17 protein-coding genes and 7 pseudogenes are annotated in these 20968 nt (G+C 60.8%); 14 read left to right on the top strand and 10 right to left on the bottom strand.

Features of this window, described 5'->3' with window-relative positions; all coding sequences use genetic code 11:
* The first annotated feature begins 1 nt into the window (after position 1).
* From SK095_RS15070 to SK095_RS15080, 3 genes and pseudogenes are all read left to right on the top strand, one after another.
* A complete protein-coding gene (locus tag SK095_RS15070) occupies positions 2 to 1504 on the top strand; it encodes a TnsD family Tn7-like transposition protein (RefSeq protein ID WP_000273849.1) in 1503 nt (500 codons plus the stop codon).
* Complete coding sequence (locus tag SK095_RS15075) at positions 1497 to 3119, top strand: Tn7-like element transposition protein TnsE (protein WP_182816818.1); 1623 nt, start codon at positions 1497 to 1499, stop codon at positions 3117 to 3119. The genes SK095_RS15070 and SK095_RS15075 overlap by 8 nt, the downstream gene beginning before the upstream one ends.
* A gap of 91 nt (positions 3120 to 3210) precedes the next feature.
* A pseudogene (locus SK095_RS15080) lies at positions 3211 to 3312 on the top strand (ATP-binding protein); the annotation flags it as partial.
* 290 nt (positions 3313 to 3602) lie between these two features.
* On the opposite strand, the pseudogene SK095_RS15085 reads toward SK095_RS15080, so the two are convergent.
* Together SK095_RS15085 and SK095_RS15090 are read right to left on the bottom strand one after the other, a co-directional pair.
* Positions 3603 to 3737 (bottom strand): annotated as a pseudogene (locus SK095_RS15085) (transposase domain-containing protein); the annotation flags it as partial.
* A gap of 15 nt (positions 3738 to 3752) precedes the next feature.
* Positions 3753 to 4742, bottom strand: coding sequence for a zinc-dependent alcohol dehydrogenase family protein (locus SK095_RS15090; protein ID WP_320546752.1), 990 nt, complete (start codon positions 4740 to 4742; stop codon positions 3753 to 3755).
* A 178-nt stretch (positions 4743 to 4920) separates the two neighbouring features.
* Here SK095_RS15090 and SK095_RS15095 point away from each other — a divergent pair.
* Positions 4921 to 5106: pseudogene (locus tag SK095_RS15095) on the top strand (ISL3 family transposase); the annotation flags it as partial.
* Between the two features lie 236 nt (positions 5107 to 5342).
* Here the strand turns inward: SK095_RS15095 and SK095_RS15100 are convergent.
* Entirely contained in the window at positions 5343 to 6086 is a 744-nt protein-coding gene (locus SK095_RS15100; protein ID WP_090504810.1) for an SDR family oxidoreductase, read from the bottom strand.
* 140 nt (positions 6087 to 6226) lie between these two features.
* On the opposite strand from SK095_RS15100, the gene SK095_RS15105 reads away from it, so the two are divergent.
* Positions 6227 to 7132 carry a LysR family transcriptional regulator gene (locus SK095_RS15105; RefSeq protein ID WP_320546753.1) on the top strand — a complete coding sequence of 302 codons (906 nt, stop codon included), beginning with the start codon at positions 6227 to 6229 and terminating at the stop codon, positions 7130 to 7132.
* A 48-nt stretch (positions 7133 to 7180) separates the two neighbouring features.
* Here SK095_RS15105 and SK095_RS15110 read toward each other — a convergent pair whose 3' ends face one another.
* Both SK095_RS15110 and SK095_RS15115 read right to left on the bottom strand, forming a co-directional pair.
* A complete protein-coding gene (locus SK095_RS15110) occupies positions 7181 to 7489 on the bottom strand; it encodes a putative quinol monooxygenase (RefSeq protein WP_320546754.1) in 309 nt (102 codons plus the stop codon).
* An 84-nt stretch (positions 7490 to 7573) separates the two neighbouring features.
* Entirely contained in the window at positions 7574 to 8581 is a 1008-nt protein-coding gene (locus SK095_RS15115; RefSeq protein WP_320546755.1) for a zinc-binding alcohol dehydrogenase family protein, read from the bottom strand.
* Between the two features lie 109 nt (positions 8582 to 8690).
* On the opposite strand from SK095_RS15115, the gene SK095_RS15120 reads away from it, so the two are divergent.
* Positions 8691 to 9665, top strand: a complete 975-nt coding sequence (locus SK095_RS15120; protein WP_320546756.1) for a LysR family transcriptional regulator — start codon at positions 8691 to 8693, stop codon at positions 9663 to 9665.
* Positions 9666 to 9673: 8 nt separating this feature from the next.
* Positions 9674 to 10084: pseudogene (locus SK095_RS15125) on the top strand (IS5 family transposase); the annotation flags it as partial.
* On the opposite strand, the gene SK095_RS15130 reads toward SK095_RS15125, so the two are convergent.
* The 3 genes from SK095_RS15130 to SK095_RS15140 form a co-directional block, all read right to left on the bottom strand.
* Complete coding sequence (locus tag SK095_RS15130) at positions 10081 to 10386, bottom strand: ArsR/SmtB family transcription factor (protein WP_090504762.1); 306 nt, start codon at positions 10384 to 10386, stop codon at positions 10081 to 10083. The pseudogene SK095_RS15125 and the gene SK095_RS15130 sit on opposite strands and share 4 nt — an antisense overlap.
* Positions 10387 to 10523: 137 nt before the next feature.
* Entirely contained in the window at positions 10524 to 11507 is a 984-nt protein-coding gene (locus SK095_RS15135; RefSeq protein WP_320546757.1) for an LLM class oxidoreductase, read from the bottom strand.
* 66 nt (positions 11508 to 11573) lie between these two features.
* Entirely contained in the window at positions 11574 to 12698 is a 1125-nt protein-coding gene (locus SK095_RS15140; RefSeq protein WP_320546758.1) for an alkene reductase, read from the bottom strand.
* A gap of 348 nt (positions 12699 to 13046) precedes the next feature.
* Between SK095_RS15140 and SK095_RS15145 the strand changes: the two are divergent.
* Positions 13047 to 13262: pseudogene (locus tag SK095_RS15145) on the top strand (MerR family transcriptional regulator); the annotation flags it as partial.
* Positions 13263 to 13371: 109 nt separating this feature from the next.
* On the opposite strand, the gene istB reads toward SK095_RS15145, so the two are convergent.
* Both istB and istA read right to left on the bottom strand, forming a co-directional pair.
* A complete protein-coding gene (gene istB / locus SK095_RS15150) occupies positions 13372 to 14127 on the bottom strand; it encodes an IS21-like element helper ATPase IstB (RefSeq protein ID WP_320546759.1) in 756 nt (251 codons plus the stop codon).
* Between the two features lie 17 nt (positions 14128 to 14144).
* Complete coding sequence (gene istA, locus SK095_RS15155) at positions 14145 to 15659, bottom strand: IS21 family transposase (RefSeq protein WP_320546760.1); 1515 nt, start codon at positions 15657 to 15659, stop codon at positions 14145 to 14147.
* A 204-nt stretch (positions 15660 to 15863) separates the two neighbouring features.
* Between istA and SK095_RS15160 the strand changes: the two are divergent.
* The 6 genes and pseudogenes from SK095_RS15160 to SK095_RS15180 all read left to right on the top strand — a co-directional run.
* Positions 15864 to 16421: pseudogene (locus tag SK095_RS15160) on the top strand (IS256-like element ISPa46 family transposase); the annotation flags it as partial.
* Positions 16413 to 16676, top strand: coding sequence for a hypothetical protein (locus tag SK095_RS21775; protein WP_414153894.1), 264 nt, complete (start codon positions 16413 to 16415; stop codon positions 16674 to 16676). The pseudogene SK095_RS15160 and the gene SK095_RS21775, both read left to right, overlap by 9 nt.
* A 223-nt stretch (positions 16677 to 16899) precedes the next feature.
* Positions 16900 to 17009: pseudogene (locus tag SK095_RS21780) on the top strand (helix-turn-helix transcriptional regulator); the annotation flags it as partial.
* Between the two features lie 204 nt (positions 17010 to 17213).
* On the top strand, positions 17214 to 17783 hold the full coding sequence (gene hsp20, locus SK095_RS15170) for a small heat shock protein sHSP20 (protein WP_182816816.1): 570 nt from the start codon (positions 17214 to 17216) through the stop codon (positions 17781 to 17783).
* A gap of 96 nt (positions 17784 to 17879) precedes the next feature.
* A complete protein-coding gene (gene clpK / locus SK095_RS15175; protein ID WP_182816814.1) occupies positions 17880 to 20729 on the top strand; it encodes a heat shock survival AAA family ATPase ClpK in 2850 nt (949 codons plus the stop codon).
* The gene (locus SK095_RS15180; RefSeq protein WP_023383119.1) at positions 20729 to 20920 is read left to right on the top strand and encodes a hypothetical protein; all 192 of its coding nucleotides are present in this window, start codon (positions 20729 to 20731) and stop codon (positions 20918 to 20920) included. The genes clpK and SK095_RS15180 overlap by 1 nt, the downstream gene beginning before the upstream one ends.
* The last annotated feature ends 48 nt before the right edge of the window (positions 20921 to 20968 follow it).

The raw sequence follows: 20968 nt of genomic DNA on the forward strand, positions 1-20968 counted from the left end.
CATGTACTTCCCCAGGCTCTACCCGGACGAACTGCTTTACAGCGGTATTGCCCGGTGCCGGGTACATCTGGGGATAGGCAGCCACAAGACCTTGCTGCACATGCTTTTCGGTGACAGCAAGGTTGCCGCGATCACCGATCTGCCCACACACCTGACTGCGTTGGCGAACAACACGGGCTTGGATGCGGAAGGCATGATCCTGAATCACACGCTGTTCCCGCTCTATGCCCCTTTCATTCCGCCGGAGCGCCGTACCGATCTTTTTCAGGCCATGCTTGCTCCCGACCGGCCGACGATTGGTCTGTCTGGGGCCTCGACGGCCTTGGTCAAGTGGCCCGATTGGCTGCGTTACTGCCCGATCTGCTTTGAAGATATGGCTGCGCGCTACGGTGAACCCTACTGGCGGCGTAGCTGGCAGATTCAAGGGATAGATGCCTGTCCCGAGCATGGCTGTCAGCTCCTGAACTCACCTATCCCGTTCCGTCGAGCGCAGCGGCACGAGTTTCATACAGCCTCTCCACTGTTTCTGCCCCGTGATCTTCGCGTGAGTCCCGTGGGCGAAGAGGCTATCAGGCTCGCCAAGGCTGCTATGCAGCTGCTGGCGCTCGAAGAGGTGCAATCGCCTGGCTACGGACGCTGGACCAACCTGTACCGGTACCTGGCTACAGAGTGCGGCGCCAGGCGAGGCCGGCAGGTCAGGGCTGAAGTCATCTGGGAGAAGATCCTGGCATCCCATCAAAGGGATTGGCTTGCTGCGAACGGTCTGCTGACATCCGGAGAGCCTCCACCTTGGCTGTTGGCGATGTTCAGGAAGCATCGCAAGGGATTCAGTGCGCTGCAGCATCTGATCGTCTGGACCAGCCTGCGCCCTGGCCAGCATGCTGGCGAGCTGATCAGCGAGGCGAAGACTCGCCAGGTCGACCTTGCCTCCGAGCGGTCAGTGCAGCTGCTCCCTGCTGAGTTTGAGCAAAAGCAGCAGTACCGAGCCATTTGGCTGCAAGCACTGGCTAATCACGGTGGAGCCAAGGCAGCCAGGCAAGACGGAGCAGGGGCATGTTACGCCTGGCTCTATCGTCATGACCGACACTGGCTGATGGTTGCGAACCAGGTCAGGCAGCGCCGACAGGGCAACAACAGCCACATCGACTGGCGAGCGCGTGACATAAGGTTGGTGCGCCTGCTGATCCGGATTGGTAGAGGTAGCGAAGAAGACCTGGGCCTTCCGCGCAGGAGTCGCAACTGGTTCCTGCAGCAGCTACCCCATCGGGCATCAGTCGAGCACCGTCTCGATCAATTGCCTCTTTGCTGCACCTTCCTGGATCGCTATGCCGAGTCCGTCGGCGAGTATCAGATCCGTCGCCTGACTGCAGCGATGCTGAAGGATGTACAGACAGGCATAACGTCTAGGCGCTGGGAGCTGGAAAAGCGTTGTGGATTGGAAAAAAGCAGGGTGGCACCACTGACCACTGCGTTCATTCGATTGATAGGAAGATGGATTGAATAGGACAGTATTTCGTCAGATCCCGAACGGATCCAGGTTGCTGGCCGTTGGAAATTTTTTCAGGGCCAAGACTCCGGCGGCCCAGTGGCAGTTGGCGGCTCTCTTTGAGCGTAACGGTCAGCTGCAGCTGCAGCGGTTCGCACAGGAGATGTCGTGTGTCTTGGCCGTTGGTCGCGAGTTTCTTGGCGAAGAAGGGGCTCCTTATCGTCCCAGTGGTTTCAAGAAGACGGTGGTGCTTCCTGCAATAGATACCTGGCGGGAAAGGCAGTTGGGTGAGTGCCCACGTCTGGCCAGAAGGCTTGCTGCAAATCCTGAGATATCTGGACAGCGATGCTTTGTGTTCGAGGTCGATGGTCTGACCGTCTGGCTGCCGAAATTCGAGCTGGCACGAAAAATGTTCTTCCACGCAGCCTTCATCGTTCGTGCAGCCTTCGCACCGAATGGCTTGGACATGGCCTTCACGATCTACAGAGAGGGCGATGTTGTTCATATCCATACGCCCCCGAAGACGGGGGCCCCAAGTCAGCTTCTCAAAATCAAGGGATACAGAGACCATTTCAGTTGGCTGCTGCTGAATCAGGATGTGAGGCGATCCTTCGAGTCAATCTGGCAAAGCCTCAATCAAAGGCAAGAGCGGGTACTGCAAGAGTCGGCGTATGCCAGGTGGCAGTTCGACTTTCAGGCACCCACTTCCCTCGCGGGTACCACCATGGATGTGCGAGGCCCCTTTGATCCGGAAAGCAACGAATTGCTGGTCTGGGAGATCGAAAAGCTTCAGGGGCTCCGGTTTAGCCATCGCGGTGATATTTTTTTCCATCACCCTGCTCTCAAGTTACCCGTCAGGGGAGAGAACACAGGCTGTGTATCCGTGCCATCGGGAGCGAAAGAGTTGGAGGTGGATGCTGACGAAGAGCCGACTGCTGCCAAGGAGCAGAGGTTGATTCATCTGCCCGTTGAGGGAGTCACGTTTGATGCTCAGCTGCGCACCAAGATCGCCTACAACGGGGAGCGTGCCAACGGTCATGGCAAGAAGGTCGACGACGAGCAATGCCCGAGCAGAGAAAGCCAACTCTTCGGCGTGGCTGATCCTGTGAGCGAGGGCAGCATAGCGTCAGGAGAATTCCAACAATTGGGTGAGGGAGAGGGTGATGGGGACGAGCATGAACGGCTTGCAGATCGCTTCTCGCTGCTCCGAGAGATTCTTGAACAAATCACCCAAGAGTCTGGAGTTGCGCTGGTAGCACTGGAAGTGAGGCCTCTGCCGCCCGTTCCACGTTGCAGCTACCACATGATTGATCACGAAAAATCACGCTGCTATCTGCTGGCAAGGTTCAAGCTGCAAAACGGCGATCAACGCTACCTTCTAGAAATAGATACCTCAGACAACCGGAAGACCATGTCAACGCGGATCATGGGCTTCAAAGCAGGTGTTGAGGCAGGAAAATGCATAGACAGGATCTTGAGGGAGACAGTGAAAGGCTCGTTGCGTTGGCCAGGCACCATGGCGAAGTACTGTGAGCCTTTGCACTCTGTGCATCACCCGAAAGAAAGCTCATCTGGGGCCAACCATGCCCGGGTGTTCGACTGGAAGCAGCGGATACGCGCGGCCCTAGGCTGATTGCAGAATACACCGCAGTTCGGCTGCGATACATCTTGTCGCGCACTGCGTGCAGCCTCCCCGAAACTGCCCGGAGCCGTGCCAAGGCGATATAGGCCCCTTGGGAGTCGGCAAGACGCATCTGGCCATCGCACTGCGCTATCGGGCGGCGCAGTGCGGCATCAAGACCCGCTTCATCACTGCGGCCGACCTTGGTGCTGCAACTGGGCGCGGACCAGCGTAACCGTCCGGGCATCCCGGCTGGCTTGACCCCGCCAAGCTAAGAGATGGTGGCAGTTCGTGGATGCCGTTTCCCGGGTGCACGCGATCCGAGACCACGCGATCAAGCAGGAAAACGAGCACCTGGGCTTGCCTGACTGACCGCAGGCCGGCGACGACAAGGTGGAAAAGTTCGGCGTGTGGCTCTGGCGGCAACGATCCCGCGAAGGGCGGACGGTGCTTGAGCTGTTGAACGTAAGCGTGCGGGCAAACCGTCTTGCGCGACTATGCCGGATGCCACCTATGCGGCAGCAGCTCTGCAATCTCACTCGCCCGCTGCGTCGGCAACCGTGTCAGCACATCCTTGAGATAGGCATACGGATCGTGCCCATTATTACGGGCCGACTGGATCAAACTCATGCCCATAAATACCGATCAGACAGTAACTACGATCTTGCCGATCTGCTGATTGGCCTCAAGGAAACGGTGGGCTTCCTGGATGTCGCTAAGGGCAAATGTCTTGGCGATGATCGGGCGCAGTGCACCAGACTTCAGTCCTTGGAGAATAAAAGCTTTGGCACGCTCCAGGGCTTCTGGGTCGGCCACGATTTCTGCATAGAGATAGCCCTTCAGGGTTAGGCTTTTGCCCAGCACGGTAAACAGCGGGAAAGGCGTTGGCTCTGGGCTGAGTGCACCGTACTCCAACAAAATACCTCCACGGGCCATGCTTTGCGTTAGGGGCTCGAAGGAGGGGCCGCCAACTGGGTCGAATACAACACGAGCACCTTGCCCGGCAGTGATGGCCATCACTCGCTCTACGATGTCCTCTTCGTCGCTCACGATTACATGCGCCGCACCGGCATCCAGCAGGGCCTGTTTTTTCGCGCGGGTTCGTGTGATCGCAATCGATGTGGCTCCGACCATGCGAGCCATTTGGAAGGCTGCCAGACCGACACTGCTTGATGCTGCGGTGATAATCACAAAGTCACCTTGTTTCAACGTTGCTTGCTCGATTAGCGCCCCCCAGGCGGTGACGTACTGCATCCAGGACGCAGCAGCCTCTTCGAAGGACAGGCCCTCAGGGCTCTTTACCACCAGATGAGCCGGTACATTGGCCAGTTCGCCGTAGGTGCCCCAGCGAGCGATATCCAATGGAGGGATTAGAGCGACGGCATCGCCAACCTTTGTCTCGGTTACGTCGCTACCGACTGCGACCACGATGCCAGCGGCCTCATAGCCCAAGCGGCTCGGGAACTCGGCCTCCTGTAGATACGCATGGTTGCGAAACATCACTTCGGCACGGTTCAGGCCAATAGCTTTGACGCAAATCTGCACCTCGTTTGCTGCCGGCGCCGGCACGTCCAGATCTTCCAGCTTCAGAACGCTGGCGTCACCGTATTCATGAATTCTGACAATGCGTGCCATTACGGATACCTCGCTTTTGAATGGGCTTCGAAGTGCGCGGGGAAAAGTCTGCGGCTGCTCGAAGGGTGACGAAAATTTAGGTTCTTCGCGGGATCGTGGGGAAGAGTGGATTGACAGACAGGGAAACAGGTAAATTGGCAGTCGCCAAACACACCAACGCCTGCCCCCTGCTGTCATCGTGCATCCTATTGATCTTGCCGCTTTCTGGCCAGGCTACGACGTCGTAGCCTGCAGCCATTCCGCCGAAAACACCCTCACGCTGACCCTCGAACCCCGAGCGGCCGACTTGCCTCGCTGTGGTCGCTGTCAGCAGCCCAGCCCTCTGATCCATGACCGGCGCATTCGCCTCATTCGCGACCGGGATCAGTAGACCACTACACGGGCGACCTCGGCCACGGACAGGTTGACCGGTGGCAGCAGCTTCTTCAGCAGGGCAGCTTTTCGTTCAGCAGAGTAACGCGGCATTGCATGGCTCTTTCCGCCCCCGGGGTTCAGTTTGGGTGAATCCGATCAGGCGACAACTATCCTGACACCGGGGGCCGTAGCCGGCACCGCAGCGCGTCTCCACATCGAGATCCACCCGCAGGTGCCTTGCTTGGCTTAGAACTCCTGCACCGTCGGGCGCAGCACGATCTCGTTGATGTCGACATCGGCAGGCTGCTCGATGGCGAAGGCTATAGCGCGTGCCACCGACTCGGCAGGAATGGCCTGCTGGTAGAAGTCGACCACGAAATCGCGGCTGGCTTGGTGGGAGCTACCGAACTTGAGCTCGGAATCGACGGCACCCGGCTCGATGGTGGTGGTCCGAATACGACCGCCAACCTCATGGCGCAGCCCCTCGGAAATAGCGCGAACTGCGAACTTAGTGCCGCTGTAGACCGTACCGCCTGGGCTGAATACCTTCAGGCCGGCGACCGAGGCGATATTGATGAAATGACCGCTGTTTTGCTGTTGGAACACCGGCAGCGCGGCCGCAACCCCATACAGCAATCCCTTGATGTTGATGTCGATCATGCGGTCCCACTCGTCCACACGCCCCTCGCTCAGGGGCGCGATAGCCATCAGACCGGCGTTGTTGACCAGCACGTCGAGGCGGCCGAAGGTGTCCACCGCGCCCTGGATCAGCGCCTTGATATCATCCTGGGAGGTGACATCGGTCTGGTAGGCAACCGCCTGGCCACCTGCGGCCACCAGCTCCGTTACCAAGGCATCCAGTTTGTCCTTGCGACGCGCCGCCAGGACGACCCGAGCCCCGAGGGCCGCCAGATGGCGGGCCGTGGCTTCGCCCAAACCGCTGCTGGCTCCAGTGATGATCACCACTTTTCCGGAAATGTTGTTGCTCATGTTGCGAACCTCATCGTGACAGGCTGGATGGCACCGGGAGATGTTCCTAGCCTGCGAGCACAGTAGATCCACAGCGAATCTCAATAAATGGAAATTTTTGGATTAAGCTATTCCTAATTCAGGAATAGAAGGGGTAACCCATGCTCAATCGCATGGAGATGGTCAGGATCTTTTGCGCCGCAGCCGAGTCCGGCAGTTTTCGCGAAGCCGCCACACGGTTGGGCATTTCTCCGCAGGGGGTCACGCGCGCCGTTCAGGCGCTGGAAGCTGAGTTGGGCGAGCCGCTGTTCCACCGCAATACCCGGCAGGTGCACATCACCGCCTTTGGCCAGGGCTATGCGCAGGAAGCCCGCTCGGCCCTCGAGCACTTCGATGCACTGTTTCGCTCACACCGCAGTGAACCCGAGCTTTCAGGCCGTATCGGGATCACCGCACCGCAAACCATTGGCCGACACTACCTGATTCCGTTTCTGCAGCCGCTGATGGCGGCTCATCCGAACCTGCAGTTCCACTTGCGGTTGGAAGACCAGATGACTGACTCGGTGGAGGCTCAGATCGACATCGGTATCCGGGTTGGCTTGATACGCGACCGTCGCTACGTTGCGAAGGCACTGGCACCAGTTCCCATGCATGTGGTTGCCAGCCCGGAACTGATCAACCGGACCGGCGTGCCGCGCTCGACTCAGGCGCTGGACGCCTGTCCGGTGTCGGCGTTGATCGACCAACGCAATGGCAGACCCTGGCCGTGGCTGTTTGCCGACGGCCAGAGCTTCAGCCCCCGGCAACCGGTGCTGATCTGCGACGACGCCGATACCGAGTTGGAGGCAATTCTGTCCGGCGCGTGCTTTGGCCAGATCCCGTCCTACCTGGCCAGCCCCTTCGTCCGCAGCGGCAGGTTGATAAGGGTGCTGGACGACCTTGCCCCGCCACCCTGGGACTTGTTCATCTACCGCCCACAGCAGGGGCCCGTACCACGTCGAGTGCGCCTAGTGTTCGATCATCTGACTGACGCATTTCGGGACTCGCAACGTTTTCCTTGCGGCTGAGTTACAGCTGGAGTTGGATCAGCTCAATTGATGTTGGCCGCTTGGTGATCAGGCCGATACCTGTTCAAGGAATATCAGTTGCAACGGCTCTTGCAGCAGATCATCTGCCGTGGCGGCAAATCGCTGAAAGTAAGGCATCGAAAAATGCGCATCCAGCGCCGCCTGATCCCTGAAAGCCTCGCGCATGTAGAAAGTGCCCTGCTCGTCACGCTGCTCGAACAACACATAATCGAGATTGCCCGGCTCTGCGCGGGTCGGCTCTATCAGCGTCAGCAATTCTTCTTTCAATGCCTGTTCTTTGCCTGCCTTGGCCTTGAGCACGGCAATTGATACCAACACGTTACTGGACGTATTCATCGTCAACTCTCCAACATAAAAAACGGCAAGTGATGCCGCAGGCGGTTCAACGGGCCCGCAGGCGAGCCCGTCTGATGAGTGAAATCAGAAACCTTCGAGAACGATCTTGCCCCGGGCCTTGCCGCTCTCGATCAGCGCATGGGCACGACGCATGTTTGCCGCATTGATCGCACCAAAGTGCTCGCCCACGGTAGTTTGCAGAACACCTTGGTCAATCAGAGCGCTGACCCGATTGAGCAGGTGATACTGATTAATCATGTCCGGGGTTTCGTACAGCGAGCGGGTGAACATCAGCTCCCAATGCAATGACAGCGACTTTCGCTTGAGCGGCATCACATCGAGGGTTTCGGGATCGTCAATCACACCCAGACGCCCCTGTGGCTTGAGCACGTCGATCAGTTGTGCAAAGTGTTGTTCGGTGTGGGTTAGGCTGGCGACATAGTCGATCTCCGGCACACCGAGCGCTTGCAACTGTGCGAGCAGTGGCTGGCTGTGATCGATCACGTGATGCGCGCCCAACTGCCGCACCCAATCAGCGGTTTCCTGGCGTGAGGCGGTACCAATGACGGTAAGGCGGGTCAACTTTCGGGCCAGTTGCACCAGCATCGAACCGACGCCGCCAGCCGCTCCAGTGATCAACAGGCACTTGCCCTCCCCCGTACCCTCGACGACACCGAGCCGGTCAAACAACAATTCCCAGGCCGTGATCGAGGTCAATGGCAACGCTGCCGCATCGGCGGCACTCAATGAATGAGGCTTGTGCCCGACGATCCGCTCATCGACCAAATGGAATTCGCTGTAGCTGCCGGTGCGGGCAATCGAGCCGGCATAGAACACTTCATCGCCCGGCTGAAACAGCGTCACTTCAGCGCCGACCTCGCGGACAATGCCTGTGGCGTCCCAGCCGAGGATTTTCGGTTCTTTTGTGAAAGTTCCGGCGCGCACCTTGGTATCCACCGGATTCACTGATACCGCGCGAACTTCGACCAGCAGATCCCGAGGGCCAGGCGTGGGCCGCGGGAGACTGATGTCGATCAATGCTTGTGGGTTGTCGATGGGCAACGCGTGCTGGGTAAAGCTGATGGCTTTCATGGAGACTCGCTGTCGAAGGGTTGATGCATTCACTTGCGGCAATCTTCGACTTCCCATGGACAAAGAAAAACAAGCAGAATGCGCCAACACTTTCACTTCAGGAGTGAAAATGATCCGCATCGATGATCTTGGTTTATTCATCCGCAGCGCCGCGCTGGGCAGTTTCACCGCAGCGGCGCTGGAGGCTGATCTGCTGCCTGGTCAGGTCGCTGCCGCCATCAAACGTCTGGAACGCGAACTGGACGTGCGCCTATTCGCCCGTACGACGCGCAGCCTGCGATTGACTGCCGAGGGCGAGCAATATCTGCCCACCGCCCACTCAGTGCTAGAGACCCTGCAGCAAGGCAAGGAAAACCTGCGGGGTGAGAACACCACGCTGCGGGGCGTGCTGCAAGTGACAGCGCCGTCCGATCTGGGGCGCAACATACTGCTGCCGTGGCTGACGCTGTTCCGCCGTCAGCATCCTGAATTGACGTTGCGTTTTTTCCTGTCGGACCAGATGGCCAATCTGTTTCGCGACCCGGTGGACGTGGCGATTCGCTACGGTCCAAATGAAGACGCCAACTACGTGGCACTGCCGCTTGCACCTCGGAACCAGCGGGTGCTGGTTGCCTCGCCGGAGTATGTGCAACGCTGCGGTTCTCCCCAAACACCGGATGACTTGAGCAAGCATTCCTGCCTGCTCTATCTGCAAAATGGCCGGGTCTACGACAAGTGGAACCTGGGCGGGCAAACCGTGCAGGTTTCGGGACCGTTGTTCAGCGATGACGCTGATGTCGTGCGGCGCTGGTCATTGGAGGGTGAAGGTATCGCCTACAAATCCTGGCTGGATGTCAGTGCAGATATCGCCGCAGAGCGTCTGCTTGTGCTGCTGCCGGATTATCCTGGCGAAGCGTCACCGTTGAGTCTGGTGTGCCCGCATCGCAAGCAGATCAGCCCTGCGGTTTCTCAGCTTCACACGTGGCTGAGTAGCCAGTTTTCTGCTCTGGAGACTCGCGCCGCCGTACATCCAGCTCCTCGCACGGCGCAGTCGGAACGTCCGGTAACCCCTGTAAGGTCTCTCGGCTGCTCTCGCCGAGGATGACCACTACACTGCGCTTTTTGCTGTCGCCGGGTCAGGCCAGCGACATCTCGAATGCTCAGGCACTCCTGGATCAGGTTCGCATCCCCGGAAAGCAAGGCCGGCCTCGCAAGCGCTGCCGCTGGTTGCTGGCAGACAAGGGCTACGATGCCGAGCACTTGCGCCAGTACTGCGACCGTTACCGGATACAGCCTGTGACTCCGCTGAGAACCATGAAGCGCAAGCCCAAACCGGGACTACCACGGCTGTTCGACCGCCCGAAATACCGGCAGCGCAACATCATCGAGCGGATGTTCGGCTGGCTGAAGGAGAGCCGCAGGATCGGCACTCGCTACGACAAGCTGGCAAGAAGCTTTGCCGCAATGGTCACGCTGGCTTGCACGCTGCGGTGCCTACGGCAGTACTTTTCGTACAGAACCTAGATCTTTTCTTGCAGCACTTTGAAAAAGGCATCGATATTTTCGTCGTGGCGTTTGTAATAGGTCCAAGGGCCTATCCGCTGCGAGGTTACCAGGTGCGCGCGCTGCAGGGATGTGAGGTAAAGCGATGTAGTGGACTGCGAAAGGCCGGTGCGCTCCTGGATGATGCTGACGCACACGCCTACTGTTTCCGGGTCGACTTCCTGCTCGGGAAAGTTCGTCCTGGGATCCTTGAGCCAATTGAGGATGTCAAGGCGCATCGGGTTCGCCAAGGCTTTCAGGGCTTCGTTGATGTCAATGTTCATAAGGTTTTCGATACCTATTTTTCGCGATATTACGATATCTTCCTCGTTCGCACGGAAAATTGGAAGGCATCGACGTGACCTCTGCGGTCCGTTTGTCGCGAGGCAAGATGATTCCTGATTGCAGTCCCATTGCCCTGTCAGCTCAGTTTGCCAGACACCTGTGCGCCGAAGTGCGGAACGATGTGCGTGCCGAGCTCTTCGATAACGTCGACTGCTGAGCGTTTGCCATACTTCAGGTTAAGGATGACATGGTCAACGCCGATTTCCTGGAGCTTCTCCAGCAAGGTTCGCAGGTGGTCACGCCCCAGGCGAAATCCTAGGTGAATGGGGGAGGGTGGTGTGGACGGGCGTGCATCGAGGTCGATGTAAAGCGACTGTATGAACGGCTTGTAGACCGGGCCGCACTCGGTCATGACCTGTTGTCTCCAGTCATCCACGATCATCCGCTGTATTTTCGGAGGACGTGGATAGTTGATCCATCCGTGGCTTTCGCGCGCGATCCAATCCAACGACTGGCGACTGTGGCCGGTCACGAAAAGTGGGATTTGACGAGTCGTGGGCTTGGGGATGAGGTCAGCCCCCAGCAATTCACCGCCATTCCAGCGAATGGGCTCGAAGTAGGTGCTATGGGTCTGGCGTATCACTTCGCAGCGTTCTCGAAAGACCTCGGCACGCTTTTCGGGATTAACGTTGAATGCGGGGAACTCCACCGGACGGTCGCCCGAAGCCACCCCTAGAAGCAAGCGGCCGTCGCTCAACTGATCGACGCTCGCCGCGGCCTTTGCCGTGTGCAAGGGATTACGCAAAGTAAGGGCGATGGAGGCGGTACCTAGTGCGATTTTTGTTGTATGGGCTGCCATGTAGCCCAGATACACCCAGGGGTCGAAAACCTGGCCGACATCGCCGAAGCTTGGGTCCCTGAGTGGGACGTCGCGAAACCAGAGCGCCGAAAAACCAAGTGCCTCTGCACGTTTGGCCAGCGCGACCTGATCTAGCATGCTCGGTGTATCACCTTCGAAAGCCTCCAGGGGAAAGAACAGCCCAAGGCTTAGATGACCCTGCCTGAAGGTTCGTTTGAATCCCCTATGCTCTTGGTAGGGGATCGTGCTCGGTTGGTACATGCTTAACTTCCTCGGTCAGCAAACGCTGAGCCACGCCCCTGAGTTATGGGGCGTGGCTCTGAGCGTTTAGGATTTATAAGTCGGGTAGTCGGTGTAGCCCTTATCGGTACCGCCGTACATGCTGCTTGGATCAACTGGGTTAAGCGGCCAGTTGTTGGCGATACGAGCGGGCAGGTCGGGGTTCGCAATGAAGGGGCGGCCAAAAGCGATCAGGTCGCCCCAGCCAGCTTTTATCACGCGATTTCCTCGTTCAGCGGTGTACTTGCCGGCATAGATAATCTTGCCGCTGAAGGTCTTACGAACAGCTTCCCGGAACGTCTCAGGCAACTCGGGTGCGTTTTCCCAATCGGCTTCGGCGAGCGACAGGTAGGCAATGCCCACTTCCTCGAGGATCTTCACTGCCTCGATGTAGGTTTGATGAGGATCTTCTTCGACCAGACCAAGGTAGACGCGGTCTTCGTCTGTGGTCGCGAACAGCGGGGCGAAGCGAACGCCAACGCGCTCCTTGCCGACAACACCAGCAACGGCGAGGGTGATTTCGCGCAGGAAGCGAAGACGGTTCTGCAGCGAACCGCCATATTCATCATCACGCTGGTTGGTATGGGCCGAAATGAACTGGTTTACCAGGTACCCGTTCGCGCAGTGAAGCTCCACCCCGTCAAAACCTGCGTCCAAAGCATTTCGGGCTGCTTGGGCGTAGAGCTCAACCAGTTCCTTCACCTCCTTGGTGGACAGGGCTCGTGGGGTCGATGGGTCGGCCAGTGCACCCGTGCCGGGGCCCGTTTCGATGAACACCTTGACGTTGTCCGCGCGGATGGCTGATGGCGCGACGGGCGCTTCACCACCGGGTTGCAGCGATGTGTGCGACACGCGGCCGACATGCCAAAGTTGAGCAAAGATCACACCCCCTTCGGCGTGAACGGCGTCGGTGATTTTGCGCCAGCCTTCAATCTGCTCGGTGCTGTGAATACCAGGAGTCCAGGCGTAGCCCTGTCCACGAGGCTCGATCTGGGTGCCTTCGGTCACCATGAATCCCGCGCCAGTACGCTGGCGGTAATAGGTGGCCATGAGATCGTTCGGAATGTTGCCAGGCTGGGAGCTACGCGAACGGGTCAGCGGTGGCAAAACGATTCGGTTCTTGAGGCTGTAGGGCCCCAGTTGTACGGTTGTGAAGAGCGCGGACTGTATCATTTCGCTTACCTGCATATCTAGAAATATCGATGCATTAAGTTAAATCGATGCGGCTCCACGGGATCAGAACAACCCGAGAGGCGCTTCGTTGAGGCTGACGTAGATATTCCCCCGCCAGCGGCAAACCCTCACCAACATCCCGGAGCTGCTGTCGGGGGGAGGGGGCGTAGTTCGAACGAGTATCGCTGTACTTCTGCATTTGGGCACATCCTGAGGCACGTGGGGTGGCTTCGAGTTGAGACTATTCGTGAGTTCGATATATGTCAATATCTAGTTTTACCTTTCTCAGCCCGTATGTGTGACGCCACCATGCGATCCCGCGCGCGGCATGGGAAACTTCTGCCTGACGTGATAGGTGATCGGTGTTCGAGTAGAAGCACCCAGGTCGAAACCATCCGCTACTACGAGCGGGAGGGGCTACTCGCTTCGCCCGCCCGGAGCGACGGCAACTTTCGCATCTACAGCAAAGCGCATGTCGAAAGGCTGTCCTTCATTCGCCGTTGCCGCATGCTGGACATGACACACGCCGAGATTCGGGGACTGCTCCACTTCAAGGATGCTCCCAGCGTGCGGATTCCACGCCATTCGGACACTCAGCCCACGCTGATCCGGACACCTGTTCCACGCTCATTCGGACAGGCAGTCGGAGCGCAGCGACGCAGGGGTGGCATTGTTAGTCCGAGCTGCCTGGCGGCGTCAATTTCCTCGTCTGCTTGCGCATCGATTCGCCCTTGAGCTGGATCCGATAGGCGTTGTGCACCAGGCGGTCGAGGATGGCGTCGGCCAAGGTCGGATCACCGATCAGGTCGTGCCAGTTTTCCACCGGCATCTGGCTGGTCACCAGCGTCGAGCGCTGGCCATAGCGGTCGTCCAGCAGCTCCAGCATGTCGCGCCGCTGCTCGGCGGTGAGCGGGGCCAGGCCCCAGTCATCGAGGATCAGCAGGTCGGTCTTGGCATAGCTGCCCATCAGCTTGGCGAAGCGCCCATCGCCGTGGGACATGCCCAGCTCCTCCAGCAGCCGCGGCAGGCGCAGGTAACGCACGCTGTAGCCGTCCCGGCAGGCTTTGTGCGCCAGGGCGCAGGCCAGCCAGGTCTTGCCCACACCGGTGGGGCCGCCGATGATCAGGTTGAGGCCGTCGCGCAGCCATTGGCCGCTGCTCAGCTGGAGGATCAGCGCCTTGTCCAGCCCGCGCGGGGCGCGGTAGTCGATGTCCTCGATGCAAGCCGAGTGGCGTAACCGGGCAAGGCGCAGGCGGCTGCTCAGGCGTTTGTCTTCGCGCTCGGTCAGTTCGCGGTCGACCAGCAGGCCGAGACGCTCCTCGAAACTCAGGCTGTCGATGTCGGGGGTCTTCATCTGCTCGCTCAGGGCCTTGAGCATGCCGTTCAGGCGCAGGGTCTGGAGCTTGTCCAGGGTCGGGTGGTGCAGCATGGTGGGTGTCCTCGGGATCAGTGGTAGTAGCCGGGGCCGCGCAGGTTGGCGTGGTCGTCCGGCAGCAGCGGCAGGTTCGGCTGGGCCAGCGGCAGGCGCTCGAGGCCCTGGCGCAGGATCGATTCGAGGTTCCTGTAGCTACAGGCGCCGAGGCCGAGTGCGCGCTGGCAAGCCGCTTCCAGGCACTCCTCGCCATGCGTCTTGCCCAGGCGCAGGATGCCCAGGCAGGCCCGGTAGCCGTGGGTCGGATGGATGCGCCGCTCGAGGATGTGGCGGATCACGTCGGTCGTATGGGGGCCGGTCTGTTCCGCCCAGCGCACCAGGCGCTGCGGCGTCCACTCGGCATGCTCGCGATGGTTGCGCGGCATGTGCTCGGTCTGGGTGCTGTGCCGACCTTTCTGCGGGGAGCGCACATGGCTGGCGACCCGCTGGTTGCCGTGGAAGCACTCCACGGTGCGCGCCGTCAGGCGCACCTCCAGTTGCTGCTTCACCAGCTGATAGGGCACCGAGTAGTAATGCCCGTCGACCTCGACGTGGTAGTCGATATGCACCCGGGCCTTCTTCCACTCGGCATAGACGTAGGGCTGCTCCGGCAGCGGGCGCAGGGCCGGGCGATCCAGGGTCTCGAAGGCCGACTGTCGGGAGCCCGGCAGCTTCCTGAACGGTCGCCGGTTGAGCCGCTCCAGCAGCACGCCGATGGCCGTGTTGAGTTCGTCCAGCGAGAAGAACTGGCGGTTCCTCAGCGCGGCGAGGATCCAGCGTTCCACCACCTGCACGCCGACTTCGGCCTTGGCCTTGTCGCGCGGCTTGCGGGCCCGCGCCGGTACCACCGCCACCCCGTAGTGCCCGGCCAGGTCGCGGTAGCTGGGGTTGATGTCCGGCTCGTAGCGATGGGCCTTGCTCACCGCGCTGCGCAGATTGTCCGGCACCACGATCTCCGGTACCCCGCCGAGGAAGGCGAAGCAGCGGGCGTGCGAGCCCAGCCAGTCCGGCAACTGCTGCGACCAGGTGGCTTCGGCGAAGGTGTAGCTGGATGCGCCGAGCACCGCGACGAAGATCTGCGCCTGACGGATCTCGCCGCTGTGGCGGTCGATCACCGGCACCGTCTGCCCGGCGTAGTCGACGAACAGCTTCTCGCCGACGCGATGTTCCTGGCGCATCACCACGTCCAGCTTGCCGGCCCAGGCCCGGTAATGCTCGCAGAACCAGCTGTACTGGAAGCCCTGCGGCTGGCTCAGCCGATACTCCTGCCAGAGCAGTGCCAGGGTCACGCCGGGCCGGCGCAGCTCGGCATGCACCCATGCCCAGTCGGGCAGTGGCCGCTGCTCGCTGGGCACCACGGGTGCCGGTGGAAACAGCTGACGCTCCAGCTCCGCATCGGACAACGTGGTGGGCCAGGTGAGGCCGCTGGCGGCAAAGCGACTGAGGTAGTCACCGGCACTGCTGTGGCCGATGACCAGGCTGCGGGCGATCTTGCGGACGGACAGGCCGCAGTCGAACTTGAGGCGCAGCACCTCGCGGATTTTACGCATGGATAGACGCTCCACGACGACCTCTTCGCTTCGAAAAAGAGGCCGATGATAGTGAAGAAGTCCTGCGTTGCTGCCTGTCGGGAAGTGTCCGGATGGCCGTGGAATCGGTGTCCGGATGCTCGTGGAACGAGTGTCCGGATCAGCGTGGAATCACTGTCCGGATGTGCGTGGAATGGGTGTCCGAGTCAGCGTGGAATCCGCACCGTAGCCGATGAGGTGAAGGCCTGGCAGTCACGCCCGCTCGACGCGGTCTATCCCATCGTCTACCTCGACTGCATCCACACCAAGGTGCGCGAGGGTGCCGTGCGGGTGAAGGCGGTTTACCTAGCGCTGGGCATCAACCTGGCTGGCGAGAAGGAAATCCTCGGCCTGTGGATCGCCCAGAGCGAGGGAGCCAAGTTCTGGTTGCAAGTAGTGACCGAGTTGCGCAACCGTGGCGTGCAGGACATCTTCGTTGCCTGCGTGGATGGCCTGAAGGGCTTCCCCGAGGCTATTGAGGCGGTATTCCCGCACACCAGCGTGCAACTGTGCATCGTGCACATGGTCAGGCACAGTCTGAACTACGTGTCCTGGAAACGGCGCGCCGAGGTAGCGGCTGACCTGAAGCGGATTTACCAATCCAGCACGGCGGACGAGGCTGAACTGCGCCTTGGCGAGTTCGAGGCCAAGTGGGATGACGACTACCTACCGATTGGCCAGTCCTGGCGGCGCAACTGGGCTCGGATCACGCCGTTCTTCGACTTCCCGCCGGAGATCCGCAAGGGCCTTCGGCGGCGGTGTCGGGAAGGTGTGTTGGCCGGACGGATACTGTTGAACTACGTTGTCTGGGGCAACGGAAGTGTTTCGGCCCGACTCTGGAACGCGATCCGCAGCGACGACTGGGCAATTCCGCACGTTGGCCTGAGCAGCCTCGGGGAAATCGTCGGCTGGGCGCGCCCAGACGAGTTTCCGCCAAGGAACATGCAGACGAGCAAGGGGCTGCGGGCACTCGGCTACAACGTGAGGATCGGTGTTTGATCGAGGCGCCTGTGGCACACGCAGGCTGACGAGCCAGGCGCTGTCCATGGCCTGATCAGGCCGCCCCGCTGCGCCTTGCCTGAGCAGTTGACCTGCATCAATGGGGCGGGAGATCGCTGTACATTGACTCTTAATGTTTGTCCTGGTAAGCGCAATATCTTGCAAAGTCTTGTAAGGATTTCCTTGGCCGGAACCGCAAAGCGACGCGATTGGAGAGGGTGAGATGAAAGCGCACCTACAGGTGATTTTCACGCTCGATGAATTGGCTGCGTACTTGAAAGTCGGCAAGCGGACGCTTTATCGGCTCGCGCGCACGGGGAAATTCCGGCTTTCAAGGTGGGCGGGACGTGGCGGTTTCGTCAAAGTGAAATCGATCAGTGGATCAATGATCAGACCCGAGCCGGAGCAAAGAAGGAGGTGATGCGCAAGCGTGAACAGCAGAAGTCATCCGAGCAGCCCGTGTCGCCTGGGCGCACTGCCCGTCGCAGCAGGCAAAGGCTTGAGTAACTCGTTTTTCAATTTTTCTGGAGGTATGACATGGACATCGATTTCAAGAAGTTGGCTCCCTGGAACTGGTTCAAGAACGAGCAGCAAGAGCAGCAGACCGCCTCTTCCCTGCCGGTGCAGCGCAATGACCTGCCAGCGGCGAGCGGGCCAGTCAGCCCGATCCTGCAACTGCATCGCGAGATCGACCGGCTGTTCGATGACGCATTCCGGGGCTTCGGTTTTCCGGCGCTGGCCATGCCGCGGCTGCCATCCGATTGGTCGGGCATGCTGAAGCCGGCCCTGGATATCCAGGAAACCGACAAGCAGTACAAGATTGCCCTGGAAGTGCCCGGTGTCGAGGAAAAGGACATCCAGATCACCCTCGACAACGACGTGCTGGTGGTGCGTGGCGAGAAGCGCCAGGAACAGGAGAAGAAGGAAGGTGGCTTCCACCGTGTGGAGCGCTCCTACGGCAGCTTTCAGCGCGCCTTGAACCTGCCTGACGACGCCAACCAGGATTCGATCAAGGCATCGTTCAAGAACGGGGTGCTCACGGTCACGATCGACAAGCGCGAGGTCAGCGCGCCGAAGCAGGGACGTTCGATCCCGATCAACAGCTGACGTCGCCGGCTCGTTCGTCACAAGAAAAACCCGGTACGAGACGAGGTGTCGCGGCTCGAGATGCCTCGTCGCCTCAACTTTCTCAGGAGCATCAGCATGGCCAGAAAACAATGCCAGGTCTGTGGCCAACCCGCCACCGTGCGGGTGGAAGCCAATCTCAACGGTCGTCACAGCACCATGCTGTTGTGTGACGACCATTACCGCCAACTGGTGCGCCAGCAAAAGCGCACCGTCTCGCCGCTGGAAGCCTTGTTCGGCTCGCGCAGCGGCCTGTTCGAGGACTTCCTCGGCAGTGATTTCTTCCGCATCGGCGACGACGCGACGCCCGTTGCCGCCGATACCGATGACGTGGTCGATGCCTCGTTCGGCGAGCCCGCCGCCGCAGGTTCGGGTGCGCCGCGCCGTCGCGGCAGTGGTTTGGCCAGCCGCATCAGCGAACAGTCGGAAGCCCTGCTGCAGGAGGCCGCCAAACACGCTGCCGAATTTGGCCGCTCCGAGGTGGATACCGAACATCTGCTGCTGGCGCTGGCCGACAGCGACGTGGTCAAGACCATCCTGGGTCAGTTCAAGATCAAGGTCGATGACCTCAAGCGGCAGATCGAGTCCGAGGCCAAGCGCGGAGACAAGCCATTCGAGGGCGAGATCGGCGTGTCGCCCCGCGTGAAGGATGCGCTCAGCCGCGCCTTCGTGGCCTCCAATGAACTCGGCCATTCCTATGTCGGTCCGGAGCACTTCCTGGTCGGTCTGGCCGAGGAAGGCGAAGGTCTGGCCGCCAACCTGCTACGCCGCTACGGCCTGACGCCGCAGGCGCTGCGCCAACAGGTCAGCAAGGTGGTCGGCAAAGGCGCCGAGGATGGCCGCGCCGAGACGCCGACCAACACGCCAGAACTCGACAAGTACTCGCGCGACCTGACCAAGATGGCGCGCGACGGCAAGCTCGACCCGGTGATCGGCCGCGCGCAGGAGATCGAGACCACCATCGAGGTGCTGGCCCGGCGCAAGAAGAACAACCCGGTGCTGATCGGCGAGCCGGGCGTGGGCAAGACCGCCATCGTCGAGGGGCTGGCGCAGCGCATGGTGGCGGGCGAAGTGCCCGAGACGTTGCGCGACAAGCGCCTGGTGGAACTCAACATCAACGCAATGGTGGCTGGCGCCAAGTACCGGGGCGAGTTCGAGGAGCGCGTGCAGAAGGTGCTGAAGGAAATCTCCGAGCACCAGGGTGAGCTGATTCTGTTCATCGACGAGGTGCACACCATCGTCGGTGCCGGCCAGGGTGGTGGCGAAGGCGGGCTGGACGTGGCAAACGTGTTCAAGCCGATGATGGCGCGCGGCGAACTCAACCTGATCGGCGCCACCACGCTCAATGAGTACCAGAAGTACATCGAGAAGGATGCCGCGCTGGAGCGGCGCTTCCAGCCGGTGACGGTGCCCGAGCCGACGGTAGCGCAGACCATCATGATTCTGCGCGGCCTGCGCGACACCTTCGAGGCGCACCACAAGGTCAGCATCTCCGAGGACGCGATCATCGCGGCGGCTGAGTTGTCCGACCGCTACATCACCGCCCGCTTCCTGCCCGACAAGGCCATCGACCTGCTCGACCAGGCGGCCGCGCGCGTGAAGCTGTCGGCCACGGCCCGGCCGGTGGCCGTGCAGGAGCTGGAGTCCGAACTGCACCAGCTGCGGCGTGAACAGGATTACGTGGCCGCGCGCAAGCAGTACGACAAGGCCGCCGAGCTCGGCAAGCGCATCGAGGCCAAGGAGGCCGAGCTCAAGAAGCTGATCGAGGACTGGGAGCGGGAGCGGGCCTCCGGCAGTGCCGAAGTCAAGGCGGAACACGTGGCCCAGATCGTTTCGCGCCTGACCGGCATCCCGGTCAACGAGTTGACGGTGGAAGAGCGCGAAAAGCTGCTGCACCTGGAACAACGGCTGCACGAGCGCCTGGTGGGACAAGACGAGGCGGTCCGTGCCGTGGCCGATGCCGTGCGGCTGTCTCGCGCCGGCCTGCGCGAAGGCAGCAAACCGGTGGCTACCTTCCTGTTCCTGGGCCCGACCGGGGTGGGCAAGACCGAGCTCGCCAAGGCATTGGCCGAATCGATCTACGGCGATGAGCACGCCCTGTTGCGCATCGACATGTCGGAATATGGTGAACGCCACACCGTGGCGCGGCTGGTGGGCGCGCCTCCGGGCTATGTCGGTTACGACGAAGGCGGTCAGCTCACCGAGAAGGTGCGGCGCAAGCCCTACAGTGTGCTGCTGCTCGACGAGATCGAGAAGGCACACCCCGACGTCTACAACATCCTGCTGCAGGTGTTCGATGACGGCCGCCTCACCGACGGCAAGGGCCGGGTGGTGGATTTCACCAACACCATCATCATCGCCACGTCCAACCTGGGTTCGGACATCATCCAGCGACGGCTGAAGGCGCGCGGGGCGGCCGGCGAGGAGTACGAAAAGACCAAGGCCGAGGTGATGGACGTGCTGCGCGGCCACTTCCGGCCCGAGTTCCTCAACCGCATCGACGAGATCATCGTCTTCCATGCGCTGGGCAAGGAGGAGATCCGCCACATCGTTGGCCTGCAGCTCGATCGCGTGGCGCGCAGCGCCGCCAGTCAGGGCGTGACGCTCACCTTCGATCAGACTTTGATCGACCATTTCGCGGAAGAAGGCTACAAGCCGGAGTTCGGTGCGCGTGAACTCAAGCGCCTGATCCGCAGCGAGCTGGAAACCGCGCTGGCACGCGAGATGCTCGGCGGCGGAATCGGCAAGGGCGATCACGCCAGCGCACGCTGGGACGACAAGGCCGAACGCGTGGTGTTCGAACGCCATGAGTCACCGCAGACTCCGGCCGAGCCAGAGCAGCCGGATGCCGCGAAGGCGGCCGAGGCGCCGCATGGCGACGCGGGTAAGGGCTCTCGCAAGAAGAAGTCGGCGAGCGACGCGTCTTAATGTTGGGAGAGGCTGCCGTGTCCGATCCCATCGGCCTGGCATGGGCAGCCTCCCTGGCCTCGATCGCGGTGGCGGTCGTGGCCGCGGGTCACGCGGTCGTCTACAAGCGTGATCCGCGGTCGGCCACGCCGTGGGGGCTGCTCATCAGCGGCGGCACTGCCCTCCCGCTCGCTGGCCATCCGTTTGCGTGACGGCGCGGCCCGTCTGTTCACCTGATCCTCTGGCGACTCGACTTTCGA

This window comes from Pseudomonas sp. AN-1, assembly GCF_034057115.1.
Taxonomy (GTDB): Bacteria; Pseudomonadota; Gammaproteobacteria; order Pseudomonadales; family Pseudomonadaceae; genus Geopseudomonas.